Consider the following 25,468-nt stretch of genomic DNA (forward strand, 5'->3'; position numbering starts at 1 on the left):
CAGATTAATGCCTGATACGTACCACCTGCTCACTAGAAAATTTCCCCTGATTTATTTCTAGACCATGGTATCCTGCAAAACAGGCACATTTTCTCTGATCTTTTGATCAGCTATGCCATATTTTAACATTTTTTCATACACATCATAGAGCATTGCAGTGTAAGAAGTCTCCTTTTCCTGGTCAGCTACGATGCTTTTCCCACTCACTGCCGACAAAGGCACATCGAGAGCCATTAACCCATTGACAAGACCAGACGGTTGATGGTTCACCTGCTCCAAGGCTATATGCATGCGCAAAAACTGATGTGTCTGCGAGTAGCCTTCGTGTTGAACTGCTTCACTCAGAAAATGATTGCTTCGATTTACAGAAATACTGACTTTAATCGTACTCTCTTCAGAGCTACTACGACTGATCTGATGTATCCGCTCTTCGCCTAAACGAATCAAAAGTGTTTCAATACCGCGCTTCTGATAATCAGGATGTATATATAGTGCGAGAGCAAAATTCTCGCTCGCTTGCTCACAGCTTTGTTGTACATCTGCATATCCAACAAACTGATCATCCCTTGCCACAATTACCCAGGCATCTAGCATGAGATGAAAACCAGCTTGTTGCCAGACAAGCTTTATATCACCTTCATGATGCTGTCCTAAGAAAGGTGCGTATTTATCGCACAGATGCATGAGTTCTACCACCTTATATGCGTCCTGCATAGAGGGAGGGCGTGCAGACAATGTATGTAAACGTATGATCCTCATACTTGATGCTCCATTTTCATCAATGGGCTCACTACCTGTATACTAGAGAGACCCACATTCTGGTGCGATGGAGACATGAGATTGGTAGGCAAGTACCCCGGCTACTGTGTCTACTCTAAGATTATAATGATTGGGTACTTAACTCCTTACCAGCTCGTAGCTCCTTCTCATAATGAATTCTTTCGCGTAATACGTGCATGCCAGCACGTTCATATAAGCGTGTTGCGCCGGTCAGGCTCTGCGCATCGACACCAAGGAAAACCATTGAAATGGCTCGCAGAGCAAATTCACGAAAGGCGTTCTGCAATAATGCTAAAGCCAGACCTTTACGCCGCCAATTTCGGCTCACCCCTAACGTATTGACACATCCACCTAACTCTTTTTCATCGGTACAGAGAGCCAATCCGACAATCTCATTGCCATCCAGTGCCAAAAACCAGAGTGTCGGATCAAAGTTTTCACGCTTCACAGTCCAATGCATCCAATCCTCAAAAGTTTCCGGCATATATCCCCAGTGATCCTGAAACATCAACTGGTCGGCCTCGTAAACAGCATGCAGTTGATCAGGAGTCGCCGTACGTACAACAATGCCTTCCGGCCATTGAGGCACAGGTGGAATACTAGACAAATCAATACCCATGCGCCAGAAACTTCTAGAGACCTGAAAACCATGCCCGAGTAGTAATTTGCGAGGGTCCTCATCCTGCTTCAAGGCTGAAGCCAACAGAGAAATCCGCACATCAGCAGCAGCCAATGGTATCTGTTGTTGTGCCCATTGTTCAAGAGCCTGAAGAAGATGCGTGCCAATACCACAACCTCGATGATCAGGATGAACATAAACGCTGGTAAACATACGCGCATGCTCAATCGCCTCAATCGATGCAAAACCTACAACTTGTCCAGTTCGCGAAAAGACCAGCCAGCTATCGGTGGCCAGATCAAAGCCAGGAGCAGACAAACCCAGGCGCAGATCATTTTCAGTCATCTCAGCGACACCAAGGCTAGAAACTTCACACGCAATGACCAGAGCATATATATCCTGAAAATCTTCCTCAGTAGGACGACGCATACCGTATTCGGTGCCAATCTTTTCAGATAATTCAGATAAAGACATTCTTTTTCTCCATTTTTCTGAGGAGATAGCCATCAATCACTCCATGATGAGAGATCAATAGCTATATCTCCTCACTAATCACAAAGGTCTAACCGTTGCGCTTCAGCCTGCCGGTACGTTTCGCGTAGCGCTCAGCAATGCTGAAGATATAAATGCCCAGAGGCACACTCACAACGCCAATGATAATTAGAGGCCATGTACTATTCCAAATCACGGTAGACCAGATGGAAGTACCGTCCAGAATGGCTGCACGTAGTCCCACCAGTACATAGGTAGCCGGTGATAACTGAGCTAATGGCTGCATCCAGGCAGGCATAACACTGATGTCGTAGTAGACACCGGATACAAGCAGCAAAAGCGCTCTGATAATATATGACATTTGCGAACCACGCTCAGTAAAGAGCAAAGGTAAAACAGAAGCCCCAATACCAAAGCCAATGAAAGAGACGCTACCAATCAACAGCATAAAGAGAGCCGTCAGATAATTTGCCTTACTCAAATCAAGATGAAAAAAGGAACCCACAATCAACAATTGCAACAGCGTAAACAGAAGTCCATGAACAACGGCATACCAACAGCTCCCGATGAGATGGGTAAAACGTGAGATAGGTGCCATAAAAGTATGCTCAATCGTTCCTTCCCAGCGTTCCATCGTGATCATGTCGGTAACCCCCTCAAATGTCACACTGAGGTAAGACCAGACGGATGTACCGATCAGCAGATACAAAATGAGGCTATTTGTGTTTACGCCACTGCCGCCCCATTTTTGGGCACTTGCCCCCAGAAATGTAATCGAGAGTGCGTTCGCAACGTTATAAATCAGCCAGACAATCTCCCAGGCCCAGTAGCGTTTCGTCAGATTCCAGTTGCGCTCGAAGAAGGCGTAGCTGGCACGTACTTGATGTATCATAGAAGCCATGAATAAATAATCCTCTCTTAGTCTTCTTCCTCACGTTGCGCTTCCAACGCCTCGAAAGCTTTTTCCCAGGTTCCATATAATTGCACATCCTCTTCAGTAATCAGATGTGCAGCCGTATAGTGCATAAACACTTCATTCATCGAGACCGGTTCGTCAAGGCCACGCACGTCAGCAACAGCTCTCTTCAGAGTTTCTGTCTCGCCCAAGGCGACAACACGTCCCTTATCGATAATGGCCACACGATCACAAAGAGCCTCGGCCTCATCCATGTCATGAGTAGTTATCAGGATAGTGGCATGGTACACATCACGTAATTCGTGTACAAAGTTCTGCACATCGATCTTTGAGCGCGGATCAAGCCCTGTTGTAGGCTCATCCAGCAGCAATAGAATTGGCGAGGTAAGAAAGGCTCGAGCGATCGCAACTTTCTGTTGCATACCGCGCGACATATCCTCCAGAGGCGCGTCGATACGGTTCGGCTTGATACCCAGACGCGTGAGGATCTCTCGAATACTCTTGCGTGCCTCTGCTCCGCTCATGTTATAAAGGCGAGCTGCATAGAGAAGGTTCTCCATTGGGGAGAGTTTTTTGAAAAATGATGCCTCAACACTGACGCGATTAATCAGTCGCTGGACTGTATATTCATCTTTTACTACATCATAGCCAAAGATCGTGATCGTTCCTTGATCAGGAAGCAACAAGGTTGAAAGCATACGGATCAGCGTCGATTTCCCTGAGCCATTAGCTCCAAGAATACCGACGATCTCACAGCGCTTCACCGTTAAGCTCACATCATCAACGGCACGCACCTCTCGCTTCTGAGCACTTCCTGCCTGTTCTTTACGCAATAAACGACTCAGCAAAGGACGCGGTTTTTTAAAGATTTTTGAAACGCCATCGATGACAATAGCATCTTTCGTCGGATCAATCGCAATATTTTTCAATAATGGTGTCGTTACAAGTTCAGTTATAGCCAAGAGCGTTTCTCCTTTAGATATGGATAAACAAAAAAGAGCAACAAAAAACCGTGGGACTGGAAGTTTTGCTTAGCCAGTGCCCACGGTAGAGGTATTCTCTCTTTAACTCACCTGTCTATCTTATCAGATGGTCTCCACCAGGAAATGGGCACACTGCTGCCATGGGCAATGAAACGGTCACGGAATGTCTGAGAAATGACGCTACCGGGCATAACATCCCAATTCATAGCAACAGGTTCGGTATGAGAAACGCCGCCAGCGGTATTTACAGATTGATATAAGAATGCTGCACATAACATGATGCTGTTGTTTATCATACGAACCATCTCCTTTCAGTAAATTTTGAGTAAAGAACGATATCTTCTATCACTTCACATGAAGCGAGGCATAAAGATCACACACGTAATCTCCGCTATTCTCAAGTATACGGAATACCCTTGCGATATGTCAAGAGGTGAAGCCCTCAGTTTCGTTAAATTGGCTGTGACACACACAGATGCTGCTACTTATTATCTTTCAAATACGTTTTGAGCTTCCCTTGCTGAATAACCTGAACCAACTCGATATGTCTTTGCACAGCCAGATCAGGATCCTCGGTCACAAACTCGCACACAGGCAAGCGCACCAATGTCAAATAGTGACCTTGCAATGGATAGACAGTTGTAACATAATCGCGGCCAACATTTTTATCAGTAAAGGTAGCCACTACGTAGTCTTTGCCATCGGGTGCGACAGCTGTATGGCGTGCCAGATCAAGCGTCTGTAAACGCACAGGAGCCGCTCCCGGAAGATCAATCTCCAGCTTCTCAGGAATAACCAGAGGGACAAGCGTCTGCTCTTTATTAATCACACGCGCTACTTTATTTGCTACTTCATTATCAGACATGAAATCCTCCTACCAATCAATAACTGTAGAAATTACAGCCTACAGTTTAGAAGACAGAAGGCTGCAAGGTATAGTGTACGGGAACAAACGCATTAGGTCAAGCAATCCAGATACAAATTTTTAGCGGTTAACAGATCACAATGATCGTTTTTTCCGCAAGCGTGCCAGCGCTTTACCCGGTAGCCTCAGTATACGACGCAGGAAAACAGGATGCAGCAACACATAACGAATAAGATGAAGCCGCACGCTCTTCCAGAGGACAGGCAACTCATTCATTTCTCCACTTTTCTGTGGATAATCTCCGCTCTTGGGATCAGACCAACGCTCACGAACATAGATATCTCCCAAACGTTCCAATGCCGTTGTATCGCTAGAGTGTGGCAAAGCGGAGGTCGAAAGAGCATGCAGATATTCATACGGAGTCTGTGAAGGCTGACGTCGAATCCCTGCCCAATCTGCCAGTGTACAGACACGACCATAAAGCTGTGTAGCCAGACTATAGTGACTGAAGAGGCGTCTCCACCAGAAGACAAAAGCACTTCCTCCTAACAGCATGAGAATAAAGATAGTCACCAGGAGAATATCTAATTGGGTACGAAGTTGGAACGCTGATTGCTGAGTAGTAGCTCCGCTTCCACTATCATTTGGATTATCCACCGAACGGATATGCCTTGGATCAGTCTTCGGGATAATACCCGGCGCCTGGCCACTGCCAGATGTTGACGAGCTACTGGATGGATATTGATTGGCAACCGGACGCGCAAATTGCTTAAAACTAGCTGAAGGCTCAAAATTGATCCACCCATAGCCCGCAAAATAGACCTGCGTCCAACTATGAGCGTCTACACCGTGAACGATATATTGTCCACTCTCATAGGTACCAGGAGCATAGCCAGCAACTTCACGGGCAGGGATACCAAGAGAGCGTACCAGCAAGGTCATAGCAGTCGAAAAGTAATTACAATATCCATCGCGTTGAGGATTATCAAACAAAAACCATAAGATAGGGTCAACATCCGCTGGTGGGTGAATATTCGTGTTGTAGTTATAGTGTGTACGCAGATAGGTTTCGATCGCAGAAACCTTATCATACATCGTGGTGGCACCCGCCTGGCTTACAATCTGCTTTGCCAGACCAGAGATGCGTTTGTCTGCTTTCAAATAGGCTGGTATCTGCGTAAAATCGCTCACCACGGCGGGAACATAATATTCGATAGGAGCTTGAGCATCAGAATTGGCAGTCGGCGTATATGAGGGAGCATCGGCAGGGACAGGTATATTACCTAAGGACGGAATATCTGCTGAAGAGGTTGATGATACCACAGTATACTTGGTACCTGCTTTTAAAGCTGTATCGCCCAGCCAGGCCACGATCCCGCCATCCCCATCCCAGATAGTCGATGCTAATGACATCTCAACGATATCAGAAGCGCCAATAAGATAGGGCTGATCTTCCCTGGGAGGCGTCACCACTTCAATGTTTTGCGTAATAGTGTGTGTCTCACGTGAACTCGTTGCCAACGGCGTATTGGGATCGATGTGATATTTGTCATTGTTGGCAGTATTCGTGATAGTCCAACCATGATCATACAAGTTATACGTCACAAACGCCAGATACTGAGGTTGTCCATCACTGGTCTTTACTTTAAACACAACCTCATTCGTCAAATTAGGATTGCCTCCCAGCACCAAGCTATCGCTAAAGCTACCCGGACTGGGAGCATTCGTGCCATTTCCCTGACTCAACGCATTGGATACCTGTCCCAGGAAGCCTCCAGTCCAGATTTGTGCCAGTTGCGGTTCTTGATACTCTCCCGGCAAGAGCCAGGCGAAGATCAAAATGCCAAGAGTGATCCAGATACCCGCCTTCATAATATCCCAGCTCACACCATCGGCATAGCGCAATCCCTGTCGTTCCCAGAGCTGCATTGACTCATAGAGGTTAAAACGCAGCAGTAACAACAGGGCCGAAATGAGAAAGAGCACCAGGAAAATAATCGACGATGGTTGCATGCCATTCAAATTAAAAAGCAGTACCGTTGCATTGACGATAACTAAAAGCCATGGCCAACGCCAACGATATAATAGAAGAGCACTGATATAGGCTAAGAGATAACCTGTAAGTAAAAAGAAGACAAAGAACAGCGAAGGATCTTGATTCGCATGGCCACTGAAGAGCAAAGCAGGCCAATGCATCACACCTTGCAGGCTTTTCATCACGCTACCAGCATAGAATATATCAATCATTTGCCAGCACGATAAGGCGATACCAATCAGTACGGCAACGCTATACACAAAAGGAGTGGCCAGAAGACGCTGTCTCGACGACCACACCCCAAGCACGAGCCCGATCAGTGCAATCAAAGTCAGAATGCCTAAATTATCTACCCAGCCAGCCGACTGAATACACCAGATCACGCTATAGATCATCAAAGTAAACAAAAAAAGCGATAGCCAACCTTCAGCTACATGCAACGACAGCCCGGCATCAGCTAAAGTCAACGATCGCTTACCAGAACCCTTGTCAGAAGGCTCAGGAGCTTCAACGATAATTTTGGAGAGACGCTCCATTGCGGCATTACGCATGATGCTTACCTCTGTTTGGCAGAACGCACATCAGAACCAGTTTCTAAGACTTGAGCAATAGAATCATTACACTTTATACGCATGACAGGAATATTAGATCCTTCCAATAATGCAAAAGTATCTTCTTCAGGAGGCCAGTTTTCAAACGATGCAGCATCAATGCCAATCACCGCAGCCTGGACACCTCGCAATTGCAGATGGCGTAAGCTTTCATGCCAATCCCGCGAATTCGACGGAGTAATCACAATGGCCAGCGCATTCCTCCCGAAATGGAATGCATCCATAGCCAGAGCTTCGCGCAGCTCATAGCCAGAGCCTGCATTAACTACGGCCAGGAGATCAAGCACGCGCTCAATCTGCCGCTCACCACGATCCAACGAGAGCATTTCCCTGCTCTCTCCATTGACAATCATCCCCAGCGAAAAATCCTGTTGCAACAGATAGACAGCCAGTGAAGCCGCAATAGTGACTCCATACTCCTCTGTTGAATGTTCACCCTCACCAGCCTGCACAGCATCATTGAGGTCAAGAAAGATCCAGGCATCTATCGCCGGGTCCTGATCAAATTCTTTTACCATCAACTTATTATAATGTGCACTGGAGCGCCAATGAATACGGCTCAGCGCATCGCCACGCACGTATTCCCGAATCGTCGTTGGAGTAGTAGTCGTTTGTAAAGAGCGGCGCGAGCTCCTACCTCGCCCCGGCAAACCACCAGTAAAGAGCGCAAAATTGGAGAGCGGATAGACACGTGGTAGAACCAGGACCTCCTGCGTGGGTGCCAGATTAATCTGACGACGAAAGAGCCCAAATGGATCTCCACTGGTAGCCGTGACCGGTCCGAGTTGAAAACGTCCACGCTGCTTACATCTACTATGTGCACGCCAGGTCGCCCTCTTCCAACCTCCAATACTGGCAACGTAGCCGGCCCAATGATCTGGCAGGGTTGAGTTATCAACGATCTGTACCCAGAGCTTGGGAAACGAGCTAAGGTTATCAAGGATCAAGCGCTCATCAAACATCTCGCCAACCTGCACACGAGCACTGGTCGCAGTCCGGCGAAAGGCTAACTTGCGCAAGCTGAACCGTGTCCAGAGCCAGGCCAGAATAAAAAGCACAAGCAACACATACGTCAGCACGTAGAGCACTTTCCAAGCGCTACTCACTGCGAAAAAGCCAATGATAATAATCAGTAAGACTATTTGCCAGGGACGCATAACTAGCGCCCCTTTCCACCGCCAACCCAGGCATTCGGCACCGGCACCGTTTGTAGAATCTCTTCCAGCAAACTGGCTGAAGAGATTGAACGCACACGTGCGGAAGGCGTCACAATAATGCGATGAGCCAGGGTCGGTTTAACAAGCAACTTGATATCATCAGGAATGACATAGCTGCGACCGCGCATGGCCGCCAGCGCCTGAGCAGCACGAAACAGCGCAAGAGAGCCACGTGGGCTTACACCAAGGTAAATATTTTGATGATTACGCGTCGCATTGGCAATGGCCACAATATACTCAAGGATAGAAGCATCTACATGAATATTTTTCACTTGCTGCTGAATATACACCAACTCTTCCGCGGTCATAATCTGTGTCAGGTCCTCTAAAGGATGATGATGCTGATGACTATTCAAGATGTTTACTTCATCTTCAGCCTTTGGATATCCTAAACTGATATTCATCATGAAGCGATCTAGCTGGGCCTCAGGTAGAGGGAAAGTACCTTCATATTCAATGGGATTCTGAGTCGCCATCACCATAAAGGGCTGGGGCAGATGATATGTCACACCATCAACCGTCATTTGTCCTTCTTCCATTGCTTCAAGAAGCGCGGACTGCGTTTTGGGGGTCGCACGATTCACTTCGTCGGCAAGCACGATTTGAGACATAATCGGACCAGGACGAAACTCAAAATCGCCGACCTTCTGATTATAGATTGAAACGCCAGTAACGTCACTGGGCAATAGGTCAGGAGTGAATTGAATTCGTTTAAAAGAACATCCAATCGAGCGAGCAATAGCTTTGGTAAGAACTGTTTTCCCGACACCGGGCACATCTTCAATTAAAATATGTCCATTACAAATAACCGCGATCAGGCTAAATGCAACGGGTTCAGCCTTACCAACAATGACCCGTTCAACATTGCCAACAATACGCTGCACCGCGGTAGCCAGGTCCTGTACAGACTGCATTCGTTACTCCCCAACGAAATTGTATCGAGGCTGACGCATCGACATAGATTCGATTATTTACATGCCTCATAATAGAACGTTTACGTGTGAAAACACCTGCACACCGGAGGTATAGTGTACACGATCACCCCCAATGATACACTATGGTATCAATGGTAGAGGTACACTGGACAGAAATTCCTTGAGATCTCTAGAAGAGCAGGCGATCTCTGGAATGTTCCTACTTATCCCAGGCAGATGGAGTTAGAACGATATATATCATTTCTTCGATCCTACACTAGGATACTACAATAGGATGCTGTATTAAGCAATACACTATACTCCATATTCTTGTTGCATACAAGATTCTAGCTCAACACCTTCCTTCTTAAGAGCATATCAGATAACGGAAAAATAATAATCCCACTCGTCCAAAGGGACTATCCTCAAAGTCAAGTCTATGCTATGATGAAAGACATGAGCCAGAGTAATTCAAACCCAAAAGAAGAACTCTATGCAGTGGTAGTCGGACAGGTACAAGGTGTTGGCTTTCGCTATTTTGTCGTCCAGAAAGCTCACGCTCTGGGTATACACGGGTTTGTCCGTAACGATCAGACTGGCGACGTTGAAGTGGTCGCTCAAGGCACACGAGCGGCTCTCGAACAACTCCTGGTGTTACTACGACAGGGACCATCGGCCGCCCACGTGCAAGACGTACACACGACATGGAGAGATACAACGGAACACGTAAGCGGCTTCCACATCCGCTGGTAGCAGGTCACAAATAGAAGAGGACACAGTTATGATTAATCGCGAGACGGTACAAAATGTAGCCAAACTCGCCAGATTGGGGCTGAGTGAAGAAGAGGTTGGAACATTTGGGAACCAACTATCCGCCATTCTCGACCATATTCACATCTTACAAGAGGCTGATGTCAGCGGTGTTTCTCCCACAGCACATGCATCGCGCCTTACTAACGTCATGCGTGCAGATGTAACAGAACCATCCTATCCACCAGAAGTATTGCTTGCCAATGCACCCGACCAGGATGAGAATTGCTTAAAGGTCAATGCGGTACTGGAGGAGGGATAAATTACATGACAGAGCTCTATAAGTTAAGTATTCATGAAGCTGGCGCATTGTTACGCGAGCGTAAGATTTCTTCGGTCGAATTGACCCAGGCCCATCTTGACCGTATCCGCGAGGTTGAGCCCAAAGTAAAAGCCTTTACCCTGATTACAGACGATCTGGCACTCCAGCAGGCCAAAGAAGCTGATCAGCGTCTGGCCAGGCAAGAAAATCTGCATCCGCTGACTGGCATCCCGCTTGCGATTAAAGATTTAATCTGCACCAAAGATATCACAACGACCTGCGGCTCTCGCATGCTGGAAAATTTCAAACCACCTTACAACGCTACGGTTATGGATCGCTTGAACGAAGCAGGTTTCGTCATGGTGGGCAAAACTAATATGGACGAGTTCGCGATGGGATCATCGACCGAGCATTCAGCGTTTTTCCCCACGCATAATCCCTGGGACCTCGAACGCGCTCCTGGCGGGAGCAGCGGTGGCTCAGCAGCAGCCGTGGCAGCCGGTATGGCAATGGGTTCCTATGGGAGCGATACAGGTGGCTCGATTCGTCAGCCAGGTGCTCTCTGCAATATCGTCGGCCTGAAACCTACCTACGGACGCGTCTCGCGCTTTGGCTTGATCGCCTTCGCCTCATCGCTTGATCAGATCGGTCCATTCGCCCGTAATGCTCGCGACGCGGCGATTCTTCTCCAGGCAATCGCGGGAAATGACAGGCATGATAGCACCAGTTCAACCGAACCTGTTCAGGACTATAGTGCAGCCCTTTCGGGTAATATCAAAGGTTTACGTATTGGAGTCCCCGAAGAATATTGGGTTGAAGGGACACAGCCCGGTGTTGTAAACGCGGTCAAAGAAAATATTGAGCGCTTGCGGGATTTAGGTGCTGAGATCAGTCCTGTTTCGCTGCCACACACAAAATATGGCGTTGCAGCTTACTATATCATTGCGCCAGCCGAAGCCAGTTCCAATCTTTCTCGCTACGATGGCGTTAAATATGGCTACTCCTATCGCGATACTACCGATATGTGGGAAGCGATGGAGAAAACCAGAGAATTTGGCTTTGGTCCTGAAGTGAAGCGTCGTATCATGCTGGGCACGTATGCACTCTCAGCTGGCTACTACGATGCCTACTACAAACGTGCCGAAAAGGTACGTGCACTCATCAAACAGGACTTCGATCAAGCCTTTGAGAAGTTTGATGCGTTGGTCAGCCCGGCCTCTCCAACCGTGGCATTTAAAATTGGCGAAATCTCCGATCCCTATCAGATGTACTTGCAGGATGTCTTTACGATTCCAGCCAATCTGGCCGGTATCAGTGGAGTTTCCATCCCGGGAGGCTTCAGCGATGGCTTGCCCGTTGGACTCCAGTTGCTGGGTAACACCTTCAAAGAAGACACACTGCTCCGTGTCGCCGATGCCTTCGAACAAGTCACTGATTATCATAAACGTTGGCCAGACCTCTAGCGCCCCTTAGCATAGGGCACGATCAAGCTTCAAGCGCACGATGATTTGAACGTTTGAAGCTTGATCACATCATCAAGGCATAAACCATCTGGCGCACAATGGCTATAAGCAAAACGGCAATTTGATATTGATACATCTATTGGGTAAAGTTAGTATGAAACGTCGGATTACCATAGTTATTCTCATCATGATGGTGCTGTGCCTTATAAGTGCAGCTTCACTTCTCGTATTTACCCCCATTGGTACAACTATCTTTCTAGCCCCCGGAGTTGAACAACTCCCCACACCCACGCCCAGACACTTCCCCTCACCCACACCAATTCCTACTCCTATACCCATCCTGACGGCGACACAACCAACACCTCATTTTACTGCCACAGCTGTCTATCTCCTCGATGCAGATACAGGACACGCACTCTATGATAAGAACGGCGAAAAACCAATGCTTATGGCCAGCACGACCAAGATCATGACAGCATTGATTGCGATACAAACGGCAAAGCCTGATCTCCTGATTACCGTTCATCAAGATGCAATCGACAGAGTTATTATCGATGACGGCAGCAGTTCTGGCCTGGTAGCAGGCGATGTACTGTCATTGAAAGATTTACTGTATGCGTTACTACTGCCATCAGGAAACGATGCAGCGTACGCCATCGCTGACGGCCTGGGGATGAGCGTTCCTAACTTTGTCGCCAGGATGAATATATTTGCGTATCGTCTCCACCTCTTCCAGACCCACTACGACAGTCCCGATGGCCTGACCTCTGATAGGGCTGCGCACTACACCAGTGCACATGACCTGGCTATACTCAGTCAATATGCCATGCACATCCCACTCTTTGCCAGCATCGTCAAAACACAAACCTACACAGTTACGATCGATAATCAGACATTTGTCTGGAATAATACCAATACATTGCTCGGCACCTATGCAGGCATCACAGGCATCAAAACAGGGCACACCGATGCCGCAGGCTACTGCCTCTCCTTCTCTGCAACACGTTCGGGACACCATCTCATTGGGGTCATACTGGACAGCCCTGACCAGCAACAGCGCGATCATGATGCTGCGGCCTTACTCAACTGGGGTTTCCATCTCCCTTTACGCTCACCACAATAACAAGCGCAAGGATCATTACGCGCAAACCAAATTGTCGCAGCACAAATAGCAAGCATGAGCATACCCCATAGAAATATGCTCATGCTTGCTATGACAATCTTACTTTTTACTAAATGCGGCGTCGAAGGCGACATCCGATGGAGCAAAATCAGAGCGACGGACAAATGCAATGGCATCTTGTGCGCCATATTCGCGATTCATCCCGCTATCTTCCCACTCAATCGAGAGAGGTCCTTGATAATCGATGCGATTAAGCGTACGAATGATGGATTCAAAATCAACATCACCGTGTCCAGGAGAGACAAAATCCCAGCCACGCGCAGCCGAACCAAAGTTCAAATGCGAGCCCAGAATGCTGCTACGGCCATCCAGATGACGCTTTGAGTCTTTCACATGCACATGATAGATGCGGTCGGCAAAATCGCTCAGGAAAGCCGCAGAGTCGAGGAACTGGGGGACAAGGTGGCTCGGATCAAAGTTGATCCCAAAGCCTGGCCGATTCCCAATGGCATCCAGCGTCTTCCGCGTAGTCACAAAATCATACGCGATCTCCGTCGGATGGACCTCAAGGGCAAATTTCACGCCCTCCTGATCGAAGACATCAATAATCGGATTCCAGCGCTGTGCGAAGTCTTCATAGCCACGCTCAATTTCAGCAAAATCATTTGGTGGGAAAGAATAGAGCATATGCCAGATACTAGAGCCAGTAAAGCCCGTTACACGTTGCACACCGATTTTTGCGGCGGCGCGTGCGATATCTTGCATACGTGCAGCTGCACGTTTACGCACACCTTCTGCTTCTCCATCGCCCCAGACTTCTTTGGGCAGAATTCCCTGATGGCGTGGCCCGATCAGATCGCATGTTGCCTGGCCGATCAGATGAGCACCTACGGCGTAGACGTTCAAATGATATTTGTCCAGCGTGGCGCGCAGCGACTCAGCATATCCAGGTTCATTAAGAACACGGGTCTCATCGAAATGTTGTCCAGACGTCGCCAATTCAAGGCCGTCAAAGCCCCATTTACTCACTTTAGCAGCAAGTTCTTCCAAAGGCAGGTCGCCCCATTGCCCGGTAAAAAGTGTTACAGGTCGTGTCATTACGTCCCCTTTCAAAAACTTTTTTATGCTCCTGAGTATATCACACAGGATGGTACAACATAGCATCATCTCTATATTACCATCAAAAACGACAGGGTTCAGAACTCTTTGCATTCAACACCTACTAGTAAGGTTGCCTCAAACATGGTAGAATAACCACACTTACGAGTATCATTATTTTGAATAGAGTATGCTGTATGCGTTACGCAATCTTTACCGATATACACGCGAACCTGGAAGCCCTGGAAGCGGTGCTCGCGAAAATCGATGAATTATCTCAACAAGATCCAATTGATGGCCTCTGGTTTCTTGGTGATCTGGTTGGTTATGGTCCCAATCCCAATGAATGTATTCAAACGCTGCGGGAACGTACTGACGTCATTATTGCCGGGAATCACGACTGGGCGGCGGTGGGTAAGCTCGATTTAGAAGATTTCAGTGAGGCTGCTCGCATCTCAGCAGAATGGACAGCGACCCAACTCACAGAAGAGAATCGAAACTTTCTCGCCAATTTACCACAACGCCTCGAGAAAGATGACTGTATTCTCGTTCATGGAAGCCCCTACGGACCACTCTGGGAGTATCTCACCTCAGAAGTGTTAGCTGAGCGTAGCTTTCAACATTTCAATAGCCGTTATTGCTTTGTAGGTCATACACACGTCCCGGTCATTTTCCAGCAGCCCGACACGGTTGCGAATTCTCCGACAATCCCCCTAGAGATGGGAGAGCTTATCCAGGGTGATACGCAGGAAACGGCCGCCATTGCGGCGCAGAATGGAGAGCCAGCAGGGCAATCCAATGGCGCCCAGGATGACAGTGCCACACCGATAGCAGCGGCGAACTCGCTTGCCGAAAACAATCAAAATATCCAGCAAGCAAGTAAGGATTTTACGGAAGCAGAACAGATCCAGAATCTGGTAGCGAATGCGGCCGATGCAGTTGCCGACCTGCAACATCAGATCGCAGATGACGCACCTGAAGTACAGATCACATCTCCTGCCGAGTTAAAAGAGATCGTCGCATCCCAGGAAGCCAACAAGCTCCTGGAACAACAAGACGAAACGAGCTCATCTGAAGCAGAGGCCGATGAGGAAAACGAAAATCCCGAGCCTGTCGATGAGACAACGTCTGAAGAGGCGATCCAAAATGCGGAAGAACGTCTTAACCAGGAAATCGAGGAACTTCTCTCGCTGCTGGGCCTGAGCCAGAGTATGATTGATGTCACTAACGAGATGCTTATCCCCCCTGAAGGAGAGTGGCAAGCCCCCGAAGATTATCGGGCCATCGTTAATCCGGGAGGCGTCGGACAGCCAAGAGATGGCGATCCACGAGCTGCATTTATGATTTATGATACTGAGAACGGTTTCCATTTCTATCGCATACCTTATTCATTTGAAAAAACGCAAGAGAAGATCATAAAGGTGAAGTTGCCTCAATATCTGGCAACGCGCCTGGCATATGGTCGTTAATCGGGTAACGCATTTTATGAAATTAATCATCGGCCTGGGCAATCCAGGCACCCAGTACGAGAAAACACGCCACAACGTGGGCTTCCACGTTGTGGATGCACTCGCCAATACCTATATGCTACGCTGGGAACGGCATGGACGCGCCATGATCGCTCAAGGCATGATTGGCCATGAAAAAGTTGTGCTGGTAAAACCCCTGACCTTTATGAACAATAGCGGAGAGGCCATTATTGAACTCATACGCTGGTACAAAATCGAAGCGGCCGATATTATTGTGATCTATGATGACCTCGATCTGGCAATCGGACAGGTACGACTACGTGCTCAGGGCAGCTCTGGTGGACATAACGGTATTAACAGCATGATCAGTCATCTGCATACGAACCAGTTTGCACGTCTGCGTGTCGGTATTGGCAGGCCAGCGAATCAACGCATGGATACTGTTAAGTATGTACTCGGCGTCCCTACAGGGGACGAGTATATCCAACTGGAAATCGCAGAGAAGCAAGCCGCCGAGGCAATCGTTCTTTATCTGGAAAAGGGGCTGGATGCTACGATGAATATTGTCAACGTGGACCCTGAAGCTCAAAAAAAGGCTGCTGAGAAGCAACGCCTGAAACAGGAGCGTCGCGAACAGGAAAAACTGCGCAAAGCTGAACAACTTGCCAGAGATACGCAAGCGGCTCTGGATTAGTCAATAGTACTTGCCCGCTCAAAGATGTACTCTAACCAGAGCTATCTTCCTCCGGTACACCTCAAGACACGGCCGCATAATCCATTGCATGCATCACACGAGCCGATAGCAAAGAACAAAAACCATTGAAGATCATAGAAAAAAAGCACCAGATAGATCCATATAAAATCAAAAAGATATGCCATGTAGTATAATGCATAGAATAAAAACTGGAAGATGTGCGATAGCAGGCATAGCTAAAGTATTGCTTTAGCTACAAATATCAATACATGAGTCAAAACGTCCCGGAGTACATTACAAATAGTCCTCCGAAGCTGATATCGCCGCATAGTGATACAATAACAAGAGTATGGATTAAGGGCGATGCCAATAACACCCCCACTGCACGTGCGCGGAGGGTGCTGTTTGTTCTGTCCATTGCTGGAGGATGAAGTGACATTACAGGGTTTGCTTACACTTTTAACAAAAAGACCAGAGCATCGCCGTCTGCGCGAAAAGCTCCAAAATATAGAAGGTATACCAGCCTTAACCGGTATTACCGAGGCTGCACGTCCTTATGTTGTCGCCAGTCTGGAAGTTTCATTCAAACAACCGATCCTGCTGATTATCAATGATGAAGCAGAAGCCAGTCAGCTTGTCGAGACACTCAAATTATTTGTGCCCAATCCAAGCGACATCTTCCACCTGCCAGACCGCAACGCCCTTCCGTACGAGCGACTGATTGGAGATATCGATACAACCCAACGCCGCATGCAAGCATTGATAGCTATGGTTGAACGCGAACGAACTCCATTAGTCGTGTGCTCTGCGCGTGCCCTGACACAACTGGTCATTCCTCCTAAAGAACTGTCAGCCTCCCTCTTTATCCTCCAAAGGGGTCAGGAAACCAACCTCCCAATGCTCATCGAGCACCTCTACAACCTCGGCTACGAACCCGTCGCTGAGGTAGAGGAGCCCGGACAATTCAGTCATCGCGGCGGCATTATCGATCTCTTTCCTCCCACGTTACCACGTCCCGTGCGCGTTGAATTTTTCGGGGACGAAATCGAATCGATACGGACATTCGATCAAGAGACGCAACGTTCACTGAACACAATCGAGACCTGCATTATTGGACCAGCCCGTGAAGCATTGCCAGGCAATGGTTTAGAAGCGGTCAAGGATCTTATGCTGCTCAATACGAAGGATCTAAATAAGGATGCCGAGGAGCGTTGGGAGCATGATCTGGATTTGCTGAGAAAGAAACGATCATTTGAAGACATCACTTTTTATCTGCCCTACTTACATAGTCCAGCGACGGTTCTCGACTACCTTCCACGTAACGGATTGCTTATTTTAGACAACCCAGCAGGCATCCAAAACCGCATCATTGAGCTTGATCATCAAGCGCAAGAGACCCGCGAGATACACGAGCGCGAACGTGAAAATCCAACGCATCTACGTGATGCCGCAGTGGAATGGGCACAATTAGAGCCTCAGATACATCAGCGCCGTCAATTGCGCTTCGCAGACATACTCTCAACCGCCGAAAGCGATTTCGAGAGCCGTCAACAAGGTGGCACAGAGGATCTCATTCCTACCATGACCAGTGCAAACTCTTATGGAGGTCGTCTGCGTGCCTTTGTACAGGACTGCCGCAAAGCGCTCAATAACCGGGATCGAGTGGTTATTGTCACCATGCAAGCTCGACGGATGGCCGAAGTTTTAGGCGATGAAGCAATCTTACAAGATGCAACAATTGAGGTCAGTCCCGGCACAAATATTAATCAACTGCCTGACGCTGGCACACTTACACTTATCCAGGGGCAATTAAATGAAGGCTGGCAATCGCGCTCGCTGGCGCTCCACATCTATACCGATACCGAAATTTTTGGCTGGTCCAAAAGGCGTAATATCCAACGCCGTAAACCCGTCACACCGGCCTCGTTTCTGGCAGAGGTCAATCCAGGCGACTATATTGTCCACCAGGAACATGGCATCGGACGCTTTGAGGGACTTACAAAGCTGAATCTCACAGGCGTCGAGCGTGAGTATCTCTTGATTCACTACGCCGGAACCGACAAGCTTTATATTCCAACCGATCAGCTTGATCGCATCACACGCTTTATCGGTATGGGCGACGCTGTCCCCGCTCTGAGCAAGCTAGGCACAACCGAGTGGACACGCGCTAAATCGAAGGTGAAAGAAAACGTTCAGGAGATCGCCCGCGAACTTTTGCGGCTCTACAGCATGCGCGAAGCGGCTCCAGGCCATGCCTTTCCACCTGATAGCGATCTACCATGGCTACAGGAACTGGAAGATGGTTTTGCATACCAGGAAACACCAGATCAACAGCGTGCGATTGATGAGGTCAAGGCCGATATGGAACGTCCTCGTCCCATGGATCGTCTGGTCTGCGGCGACGTCGGCTATGGAAAAACAGAAGTCGCATTGCGAGCGGCCTTTAAATGTGTGCTAGATCAACGCCAGGTCGCTATTCTGGTCCCTACAACGGTACTGGCGCTCCAACACTTCAACAATTTTAAAGAGCGCCTCAAAGCCTATCCTGTGCGCGTAGAACTGCTTAGCCGATTCCGTACCGAGAAAGAGCAGAAGCAAGTGCTCGAAGACCTGGCTCTGGGGAAGGTCGATATTATTATTGGGACACATCGCCTGTTGCAAAAGGATGTAGTCTTCTTGAATCTTGGCCTGCTGGTTGTTGACGAAGAACAGCGCTTTGGCGTTATCCATAAAGAACGCTTGAAACAGATGCGCGCCGAAATCGATGTACTGACCATGACCGCCACGCCTATTCCACGTACGCTGCATATGTCACTGGTAAATCTGCGCGATATGAGTATCATCGAGACGCCTCCACAGGAGCGCCTACCGATCCGTACCACAATTCGCGAATATGATGACGTCTTGATTCGAGAAGCTATTCTGCGCGAGATAGATCGTGGTGGTCAGGTCTTTTTTGTACATAATCGCGTACAAGGCATTCAGATTCTGGCCCAAAAGCTCCAGAAACTGATTCCGGAAGCCCGCATTATGGTTGGACACGGCCAGATGCCTGAGGATCAATTGGAACGCGTCATGGTTGGTTTCTCAAACGGTGATTATGACGTGCTCATCTCAACTACGATCATCGAAAATGGCCTGGATATTCCCAACGCCAACACGATTATTGTCAACAATGCCGCATTTTTTGGCCTGTCACAGCTCTATCAGCTACGCGGACGCGTAGGGCGAGCTACACAGCAAGCATATGCTTACTTCTTCTATGGTAAAAATGCCAAGCTCACTCCTATCCAGGAGAAACGCTTACGCGCTATCTTTGAGGCCACCGAACTGGGAGCTGGTTTCCGCATCGCAATGAAGGATCTTGAGATCCGCGGCGCAGGCAGCCTGCTGGGAGCTGAGCAATCTGGATTTATGAACTCGGTAGGCTTTGACCTCTACTGTAAGCTGCTCTCGGATGCGGTCCAGGAACTGCAAGGGAAGCAGGCCGAAAGTAGTCATCAAAGCACATCGGTCGACCTGCCTATCGATGCCTATCTGCCAGATGAATATATCGGAGATCGCACATTAAAAGTGAATTTCTATCAACGGCTCGCCAGCTTGAAAGATGCCGCGCAAGTCGAAGCCATGACCTCTGAATTATCAGATCGTTTTGGGCCTATCCCTGATCAAGTACACAATCTCCTGGAAATTGTCAATCTGAAAGTTGAGGCTGGACAATTAGGATACGAGGCAATTGCAATTAAAGATAATGAGTTGGTCTTGACGGTCAAGCGCAATGTAGTACCGAACAGAATTATTCTCTATCGGCGTTTTCGCAATGAAGCTCGTGTACAACAAGGAGTGATTCATATCCCCCGACGCCTGCTGGGATCAGCCTGGCTACAGCAGCTAAAAGAGCTCCTCCCGATGCTCACAGCGTCGGCCTCATCAACAGCACCGTAGCAGACACAAACGATCTTGTGGAAAATGACAATCAAGCGAGATAGACTTTTATGATGATAGAAAGCGCCCCTGACAAGAGAATTTTCCGTCAGGGGCGCTTTCTATCATCGTTCGTTCACGCAGTTCTGAGCAGCTATCTCAAAGAAGCCGATAGTGGTAGAAACATTTACTGGCGTCGCGTATGCATAAGATGGAACATCAATGCCTGCTTGTAATCCAACACACTCACCAGTCCAGTTTTGATGACCTGATTGGCAAGATTCAACAAGGTTGACACAACTTGCAGACGCGTCTCATCATAATGTGCATCCTGGCGCAACAGTTCCAGCAACTGCTGCGGTCCTTGATTTGTAATCTCCAGTCCAGCCGTTACCGCCTCAATACGCAACCAGATAACCAATTGATGTCGCATCTGCTCAAAAATAGCAACATCATCTTCGCCAACAGCCATCATCTCACGAGGACCATTTGTTGTCCCGGCGGAGAGCGAACTTGTTGACGAGAGCGAGGACGCTTGACGCTGACCAGCAGGTGGCGGAGACACCACCATAGCGGGAGATGAGTCATTTAACGAAGCTGTAGATGAACGTGATCCATTATGATTAAAGCTAGAACCATTGCCTGTTCTGCTCGCTGGCGATGGAGGCGTTACCGCTGGTTCTGACACTGGCGCCATTACACTGGCTGCTGATGATGAAGATCCTCCAGCAGATTCACCAGAACGCGCACTACGATTTGATGGAGCTGCACTCCTGCCATCATGGGGCTGTGCGAGCGGGTCAGGCTTACGAGATGCAGTCGTTGATGGCTTAGGGGTTGTATCCACTCTAGACGCTGTGGCCGTAGCTGTAGAGCTCTTCACTTCAGCCGCTGGCGCCATCTTCTGGGCAGTACGCGGTGCCGAGGCCGCCGGCGCAACCGGATTACGAGCCGCTGGCTCAAATTCTCCCTGACCCGTTTGAACGCCTGAACGTGCCGTCGAAGGCGTCGATGCGCTACTACGGCGCCCCGACCCATGAGCCACCCCTGAGCCTACTCCCGCATTCGCAGAGGTATTCACCTGCACCGAGATCGGAGCCCCTGTCTTTGCTTCACCCCTGATCTCCTGGATCTGTTGCTGGAGTAGCATGGTAGAAGCTGTAATCTGCTCCCAGGAAGGCTCGGCGCGATCGCTGATACTTGGAGTGGCCCAGGAGATAACAGGGCGGGGACTCCCAAAGGGTGCGTTATTCGATTTTTGGCCTGTCAGATGATTGCGTAAGCCCTGAACAACAGCGGCCGAGCAGGAGTTCACTAACAATCGGATATCAGCCATTCTGCGACGACCTTGATTGCCAAAGAAATTTCGATTCCGCTGCACAAATTGAATGAAGAGGCGTTCGATCTGATGCTGAATATCTGGTGACATCAGATCTATACGGTTCCAGGCTGTAAAATCAACAGAGCTCAGGTAGAGCCATACTTCCTGGCGCTTCGTACGGTCAACTGGACGCATTTGCAACGACTCAGTTCGATGATCAAAAAAACGTGGATAGCAGAAATTAGCGATCAGCGTTTCCGCTAATTCAGCCTTTAAACGCGCAATTTCTGCGGGCGGAAGTTGACCTAAATAAATGCCCATCCGACATCCTCTTTCATTTTACTGCGGCCATGCCATAGAGAACTAGTGATGCCGCTCAATATATATTAGTTAACAATGGTCAGTGGCATCAGCTGCAATGCATTGGTATTCTTGCTGGCAGTAACTGTATCCGGTGCATGCAAAATCTGCAACATCAATCGAGCTTGCATATTCATCATTGTACTCGATGACTGCTCCTGTGGCAAAACAGCAATGGACATCTGTGCTAGCCCATTTGGAATGCTACTTTGCTTAAGATTAAACGTGCGACTCGTCAAGCGTAGGATAGCACTTGGTTGCCATGTCTGTGCAGGACACCATGAGAGATCTGGCATTTCCGCATTTATCTGATATTCGCGCCCATCACTCCCCTGCATAAAGGCAAGCAATTGGATAGGCGTCTTTATAGCACTATCAACACGCCAATACGTCGTCAGCGTGCCATAGCCATTGGTACGACTAAATGGACTACTAGCTCCCACAGCAAATCCTAACAGATGAAGCTTATTGCCATCCGCCTGCTTAAAATCAACCTGAAGCGGATTCGTCACCTGCCCCTGAGAGACATATATATTTGAACAAAAATTAGTTGGTAGATCGAATAAAAGTGACGCAGGATCAAACGTTTGACCTGTATGGATCGTGGTGTCCGGCGTAGATAACATATACGGCGCTGGTAAGCCACGTTTCAACAGTAAATATCCATCCTGAGCAGCGACAACACCATATTGACCGCTGGCTAACACTTGCTTCGCTTCACGGGTATACGGCTGCAACTCAGTATAGGGATAAATATCACCTGTAACATCTAAAAACACATAATCAGCTTGCATATCATCATAAGGAAACATATAGATACTTTTACGATGACTCAGATGTGGAACCAGTTTCGTCTGCGCCGAGACCGAAGCATCTGAGGGAATCATATCAATAAAATGCTGTGCAAGAGCAGTATGAGCTGAGCTTTGCGGCCACTGGAAACCAATTGAAAATGGCAGTTGTCCATGAAAATAATAATCCGTACGCAGAGCACTCCCTATGACGCCAACCAATAATAAACTTATCAATACTGTAGGAAGCATACGCCGCCATCCCGAGGGACTACCATCCATCGGGGCCGCCGAAGTTGAATGTGCACTCAACTCAACCTTTGCTGTTTGCCGTCGAGCCAGAGCTGCTGCTCCGACTCTCAACAACCATCGTACGACCACAAACGCTTCAATGGTTGAGAAGATGATTACGGGCACAATATTTGCATTGTATTGAAAAAGCCCTGTGTATTGTTGAGCATTTGAGCTTAACAAATTGACAGCCATCGTGGGCACCGCCATAATCAATATCCACGGTGCCAGCAAAGGCAGATAAAAAATTCCGCCTCCATGAGGCTTCGGAATATATCCAGCCGGCGCGAGCAAAGAATGGATATAGGCCAGATGAGCAGATTCAAAAACGTAAGTGCGTAAAAATGTGATGGGATGCACCAATAAATTTTTAGCAATCCCTCCCACACCACCAGTGCCACTATAGCGAGAGCTCAGCAAGGCATGACCGGTAGGGCTAAAATGAGGCATGATCACTTTCGTCGCCACAATAAACCATACACCTGCCAGCAGAACCAACGCTGCTCCACTCTTCCAACGCCTTTGAAAAACAATTGACCATAAACCAATCGCCGCCACATCCAGCGGAATGCTCTCCTTACAGGCCATCGATAGAATAGCAAAGACAAAGAACCAGAGCGTTTGACGCGTATACATAAAGTAGAACGTAAAGAGCAGTAAAGCAGCTGTCAATGTGACCGCATGAAAGTCATAGGTCGTTGCTTGCAATTGCGCCGGATAAATCAGATAGAGCAAAGCAAATGCACCCGCCCACCACTCATTGCGCAAACGCAGACGTGCTAACCAGAAGGCTGGATAAGCTCCAAGAGCCACGACAATTGTCTGTATCACAAGCAAGATACGCGGATCGGACCAGATAAAATAAAACAGTGATATCGGAAACAAGATTGGCTCAAAATGGATCGCAAAGCGCATGTAGCCGGCAGGACCAGCAGTAGGTACACAATTTGTATCACTAACGATATTACAGATTGTCTCATGGAGGATGTTGCCATGGATCGTATTCCAGACAGCCTGATCCATAATCCCAAAATCTTCAGCATTCGTCTGGAAAGCAGTCTGTCTGGCACACATATAAGAAATATAAAAAGCGCAAAAACAAAGCACAGCGGCCGAAACAAGTCCCATGACGATCCAGAATTGCCGGGTACGCCGTAGAGGTTCAGGAGCTGGATAAAAACATAAACGATCCCGAGCATACAAAAAGCGTTTGTGCCAGATTTCTTTAGTCACGCACTACACCTTTTTTGTTTCCGAAGGATATCTTGATCAAAACAATCGCCTGATCGACCCTTCTTTGATGCATGTACTGCATCAAAGAAGTTCCTGCTTGATATTAAACTCTTCACCATGTTGGAAAGCATAGTGACGAATCATCTCACTTTGGAGACCTGCCACGAAAAATTGTACACCAAAGATCATCAACAGAATACCAACAAAGAGCATCGGCTGCTGGTGAATTGGCTCATGAATCCAGAAATAGCTACGTAGTACGGTAAATAGATCAACCAGGAAACCAATTACAAAGGACCAGAAGCCCAAAGTGGCAAAGAGGCGTAAAGGCTGACGCAGATACGTGGTTAAAAACAAGATATTCAATAAATCGATGAAACCTTGTGCCAGACGTTTCGCTCCAAATTTGGAAACACCAAACTGACGAGGATGATGAGTCACTTTGATCTCGGCGATACGAAAGCCACGAGCCTGTGCAATCACAGGAATAAAGCGATGGAAGTCACCATAGAGCTTCAGTTGTGGATCTTCAATCACCTCGCGACGATAGGCTTTAAAACCGCAGTTAATATCGTGCAGATGGACGCCAGTCACTTTACTGACCGTGGCATTGAACAGGCGCGATGGAGCCGTCTTGGAGAGAGGATCAAGGCGGGGAAACTTCCAGCCAGTGACCAGATCATAGCCCTCATCTAATTTCTCAAGATAACGAGGGATTTCCTGCGGATCATCTTGCAAATCGCCATCCATCGTAAAGACAATATCGCCACTCGCACGATCGAAGCCAGCCACCAGAGCCGGAGTCTTGCCAAAATTTCGGCGGAAACGCACCACACGAACCACGCCAGGATTTTCGTCGTATAAACGTTGTAAAACCTCAAAGGTCTTATCAGTGCTACCATCGTCTACAAAAACGATTTCATATGTCTTACTAAGCTGTTCAAGTTGAGCTTTCACTCTTTCGAAAAGAATGCCGATGCTCTCCTGCTCATTCATCAAAGGAATGACGATCGTTATGTCAACGTGTTTAGGTAACGACTCAGGAGTAGTTACCTCAGATGAGTGATCTTTTATTGCAATGTCAGATTGTTGCATAATCTCAGACTCTCCGCTCACAATCATATATCCAGCGCCTTCTGGCTGGTATTCGGGGGTCATTATAGCATACCCTCAAGTACGAACTACAGGATATGGTAC

20 protein-coding genes are annotated in these 25,468 nt (G+C 48.1%); 7 read left to right on the forward strand and 13 right to left on the reverse strand.

Features of this window, described 5'->3' with window-relative positions; all coding sequences use genetic code 11:
* Positions 1 to 57: 57 nt before the first annotated feature.
* The 9 genes from AC27N8_RS16910 to AC27N8_RS16950 form a co-directional block, all read right to left on the reverse strand.
* On the reverse strand, positions 58 to 594 hold the full coding sequence (locus tag AC27N8_RS16910) for a hypothetical protein (RefSeq protein WP_487068565.1): 537 nt from the start codon (positions 592 to 594) through the stop codon (positions 58 to 60).
* Between the two features lie 286 nt (positions 595 to 880).
* The gene (locus AC27N8_RS16915) at positions 881 to 1,873 is read right to left on the reverse strand and encodes a GNAT family N-acetyltransferase (RefSeq protein ID WP_487068566.1); all 993 of its coding nucleotides are present in this window, start codon (positions 1,871 to 1,873) and stop codon (positions 881 to 883) included.
* Positions 1,874 to 1,961: 88 nt separating this feature from the next.
* Entirely contained in the window at positions 1,962 to 2,792 is an 831-nt protein-coding gene (locus tag AC27N8_RS16920) for an ABC transporter permease (RefSeq protein WP_487068567.1), read from the reverse strand.
* 17 nt (positions 2,793 to 2,809) lie between these two features.
* A complete protein-coding gene (locus AC27N8_RS16925) occupies positions 2,810 to 3,763 on the reverse strand; it encodes an ABC transporter ATP-binding protein (protein ID WP_487074705.1) in 954 nt (317 codons plus the stop codon).
* A 113-nt stretch (positions 3,764 to 3,876) separates the two neighbouring features.
* Positions 3,877 to 4,086, reverse strand: a complete 210-nt coding sequence (locus tag AC27N8_RS16930) for a hypothetical protein (RefSeq protein WP_487068568.1) — start codon at positions 4,084 to 4,086, stop codon at positions 3,877 to 3,879.
* Positions 4,087 to 4,271: 185 nt separating this feature from the next.
* Positions 4,272 to 4,655 carry a hypothetical protein gene (locus AC27N8_RS16935; RefSeq protein ID WP_487068569.1) on the reverse strand — a complete coding sequence of 128 codons (384 nt, stop codon included), beginning with the start codon at positions 4,653 to 4,655 and terminating at the stop codon, positions 4,272 to 4,274.
* 135 nt (positions 4,656 to 4,790) lie between these two features.
* Positions 4,791 to 7,241 carry a transglutaminase domain-containing protein gene (locus AC27N8_RS16940; RefSeq protein WP_487068570.1) on the reverse strand — a complete coding sequence of 817 codons (2,451 nt, stop codon included), beginning with the start codon at positions 7,239 to 7,241 and terminating at the stop codon, positions 4,791 to 4,793.
* 5 nt (positions 7,242 to 7,246) lie between these two features.
* Positions 7,247 to 8,458 (reverse strand): DUF58 domain-containing protein, encoded by a 1,212-nt coding sequence (locus AC27N8_RS16945; protein WP_487068571.1) that lies wholly within the window; start codon positions 8,456 to 8,458, stop codon positions 7,247 to 7,249.
* A gap of 2 nt (positions 8,459 to 8,460) precedes the next feature.
* A complete protein-coding gene (locus tag AC27N8_RS16950; RefSeq protein WP_487068572.1) occupies positions 8,461 to 9,432 on the reverse strand; it encodes an AAA family ATPase in 972 nt (323 codons plus the stop codon).
* A 456-nt stretch (positions 9,433 to 9,888) separates the two neighbouring features.
* On the opposite strand from AC27N8_RS16950, the gene AC27N8_RS16955 reads away from it, so the two are divergent.
* The 4 genes from AC27N8_RS16955 (at position 9,889) to AC27N8_RS16970 (ending at position 13,090) form a co-directional block, all read left to right on the forward strand.
* Complete coding sequence (locus AC27N8_RS16955; protein ID WP_487068573.1) at positions 9,889 to 10,185, forward strand: acylphosphatase; 297 nt, start codon at positions 9,889 to 9,891, stop codon at positions 10,183 to 10,185.
* A gap of 28 nt (positions 10,186 to 10,213) precedes the next feature.
* Complete coding sequence (gene gatC, locus AC27N8_RS16960; RefSeq protein WP_487068574.1) at positions 10,214 to 10,504, forward strand: Asp-tRNA(Asn)/Glu-tRNA(Gln) amidotransferase subunit GatC; 291 nt, start codon at positions 10,214 to 10,216, stop codon at positions 10,502 to 10,504.
* Between the two features lie 5 nt (positions 10,505 to 10,509).
* A complete protein-coding gene (gene gatA, locus AC27N8_RS16965) occupies positions 10,510 to 11,967 on the forward strand; it encodes an Asp-tRNA(Asn)/Glu-tRNA(Gln) amidotransferase subunit GatA (RefSeq protein WP_487068575.1) in 1,458 nt (485 codons plus the stop codon).
* Between the two features lie 154 nt (positions 11,968 to 12,121).
* On the forward strand, positions 12,122 to 13,090 hold the full coding sequence (locus AC27N8_RS16970) for a D-alanyl-D-alanine carboxypeptidase family protein (RefSeq protein WP_487068576.1): 969 nt from the start codon (positions 12,122 to 12,124) through the stop codon (positions 13,088 to 13,090).
* A gap of 99 nt (positions 13,091 to 13,189) precedes the next feature.
* On the opposite strand, the gene AC27N8_RS16975 is transcribed toward AC27N8_RS16970, so the two are convergent.
* Entirely contained in the window at positions 13,190 to 14,188 is a 999-nt protein-coding gene (locus AC27N8_RS16975) for a sugar phosphate isomerase/epimerase family protein (protein WP_487068577.1), read from the reverse strand.
* Positions 14,189 to 14,385: 197 nt separating this feature from the next.
* Here AC27N8_RS16975 and AC27N8_RS16980 point away from each other — a divergent pair, with 197 nt between their 5' ends.
* The 3 genes from AC27N8_RS16980 to mfd all read left to right on the forward strand — a co-directional run bounded on the left by AC27N8_RS16980 (position 14,386) and on the right by mfd (position 20,296).
* Entirely contained in the window at positions 14,386 to 15,657 is a 1,272-nt protein-coding gene (locus AC27N8_RS16980) for a metallophosphoesterase family protein (protein WP_487068578.1), read from the forward strand.
* A 16-nt stretch (positions 15,658 to 15,673) separates the two neighbouring features.
* The gene (gene pth / locus AC27N8_RS16985; RefSeq protein ID WP_487068579.1) at positions 15,674 to 16,351 is read left to right on the forward strand and encodes an aminoacyl-tRNA hydrolase; all 678 of its coding nucleotides are present in this window, start codon (positions 15,674 to 15,676) and stop codon (positions 16,349 to 16,351) included.
* 363 nt (positions 16,352 to 16,714) lie between these two features.
* A complete protein-coding gene (mfd, locus tag AC27N8_RS16990) occupies positions 16,715 to 20,296 on the forward strand; it encodes a transcription-repair coupling factor (RefSeq protein ID WP_487068580.1) in 3,582 nt (1,193 codons plus the stop codon).
* Between the two features lie 166 nt (positions 20,297 to 20,462).
* On the opposite strand, the gene AC27N8_RS16995 is transcribed toward mfd, so the two are convergent.
* From AC27N8_RS16995 to AC27N8_RS17005, 3 genes are all read right to left on the reverse strand, one after another.
* Positions 20,463 to 21,917 (reverse strand): DUF5585 domain-containing protein, encoded by a 1,455-nt coding sequence (locus AC27N8_RS16995; protein ID WP_487068581.1) that lies wholly within the window; start codon positions 21,915 to 21,917, stop codon positions 20,463 to 20,465.
* A gap of 65 nt (positions 21,918 to 21,982) precedes the next feature.
* The gene (locus AC27N8_RS17000; RefSeq protein ID WP_487068582.1) at positions 21,983 to 24,271 is read right to left on the reverse strand and encodes a DUF2079 domain-containing protein; all 2,289 of its coding nucleotides are present in this window, start codon (positions 24,269 to 24,271) and stop codon (positions 21,983 to 21,985) included.
* 81 nt (positions 24,272 to 24,352) lie between these two features.
* On the reverse strand, positions 24,353 to 25,429 hold the full coding sequence (locus tag AC27N8_RS17005) for a glycosyltransferase family 2 protein (RefSeq protein WP_487068583.1): 1,077 nt from the start codon (positions 25,427 to 25,429) through the stop codon (positions 24,353 to 24,355).
* Positions 25,430 to 25,468: the final 39 nt, after the last annotated feature.

It is taken from the genome of Dictyobacter sp. Z7_2 (assembly GCF_057551105.1).

Excerpts from the sequence above, each read along its gene's own strand:
- AC27N8_RS16910 (WP_487068565.1), bottom strand. The coding sequence starts at position 594 with ATGCTAGATGCCTGGGTAATTGTGGCAAGGGATGATCAGTTTGTTGGA.
- AC27N8_RS16915 (WP_487068566.1), bottom strand. The coding sequence starts at position 1,873 with ATGTCTTTATCTGAATTATCTGAAAAGATTGGCACCGAATACGGTATG.
- AC27N8_RS16920 (WP_487068567.1), bottom strand. The coding sequence starts at position 2,792 with ATGGCTTCTATGATACATCAAGTACGTGCCAGCTACGCCTTCTTCGAG.
- AC27N8_RS16930 (WP_487068568.1), bottom strand. The coding sequence starts at position 4,086 with ATGATAAACAACAGCATCATGTTATGTGCAGCATTCTTATATCAATCT.
- AC27N8_RS16935 (WP_487068569.1), bottom strand. The coding sequence starts at position 4,655 with ATGTCTGATAATGAAGTAGCAAATAAAGTAGCGCGTGTGATTAATAAA.
- AC27N8_RS16940 (WP_487068570.1), bottom strand. The coding sequence starts at position 7,241 with ATGCGTAATGCCGCAATGGAGCGTCTCTCCAAAATTATCGTTGAAGCT.
- AC27N8_RS16945 (WP_487068571.1), bottom strand. The coding sequence starts at position 8,458 with ATGCGTCCCTGGCAAATAGTCTTACTGATTATTATCATTGGCTTTTTC.
- AC27N8_RS16950 (WP_487068572.1), bottom strand. The coding sequence starts at position 9,432 with ATGCAGTCTGTACAGGACCTGGCTACCGCGGTGCAGCGTATTGTTGGC.
- AC27N8_RS16955 (WP_487068573.1), top strand. The coding sequence starts at position 9,889 with ATGAGCCAGAGTAATTCAAACCCAAAAGAAGAACTCTATGCAGTGGTA.
- gatC (WP_487068574.1), top strand. The coding sequence starts at position 10,214 with ATGATTAATCGCGAGACGGTACAAAATGTAGCCAAACTCGCCAGATTG.
- gatA (WP_487068575.1), top strand. The coding sequence starts at position 10,510 with ATGACAGAGCTCTATAAGTTAAGTATTCATGAAGCTGGCGCATTGTTA.
- AC27N8_RS16970 (WP_487068576.1), top strand. The coding sequence starts at position 12,122 with ATGAAACGTCGGATTACCATAGTTATTCTCATCATGATGGTGCTGTGC.
- AC27N8_RS16975 (WP_487068577.1), bottom strand. The coding sequence starts at position 14,188 with ATGACACGACCTGTAACACTTTTTACCGGGCAATGGGGCGACCTGCCT.
- AC27N8_RS16980 (WP_487068578.1), top strand. The coding sequence starts at position 14,386 with ATGCGTTACGCAATCTTTACCGATATACACGCGAACCTGGAAGCCCTG.
- pth (WP_487068579.1), top strand. The coding sequence starts at position 15,674 with ATGAAATTAATCATCGGCCTGGGCAATCCAGGCACCCAGTACGAGAAA.
- mfd (WP_487068580.1), top strand. The coding sequence starts at position 16,715 with ATGCCAATAACACCCCCACTGCACGTGCGCGGAGGGTGCTGTTTGTTC.
- AC27N8_RS16995 (WP_487068581.1), bottom strand. The coding sequence starts at position 21,917 with ATGGGCATTTATTTAGGTCAACTTCCGCCCGCAGAAATTGCGCGTTTA.
- AC27N8_RS17005 (WP_487068583.1), bottom strand. The coding sequence starts at position 25,429 with ATGACCCCCGAATACCAGCCAGAAGGCGCTGGATATATGATTGTGAGC.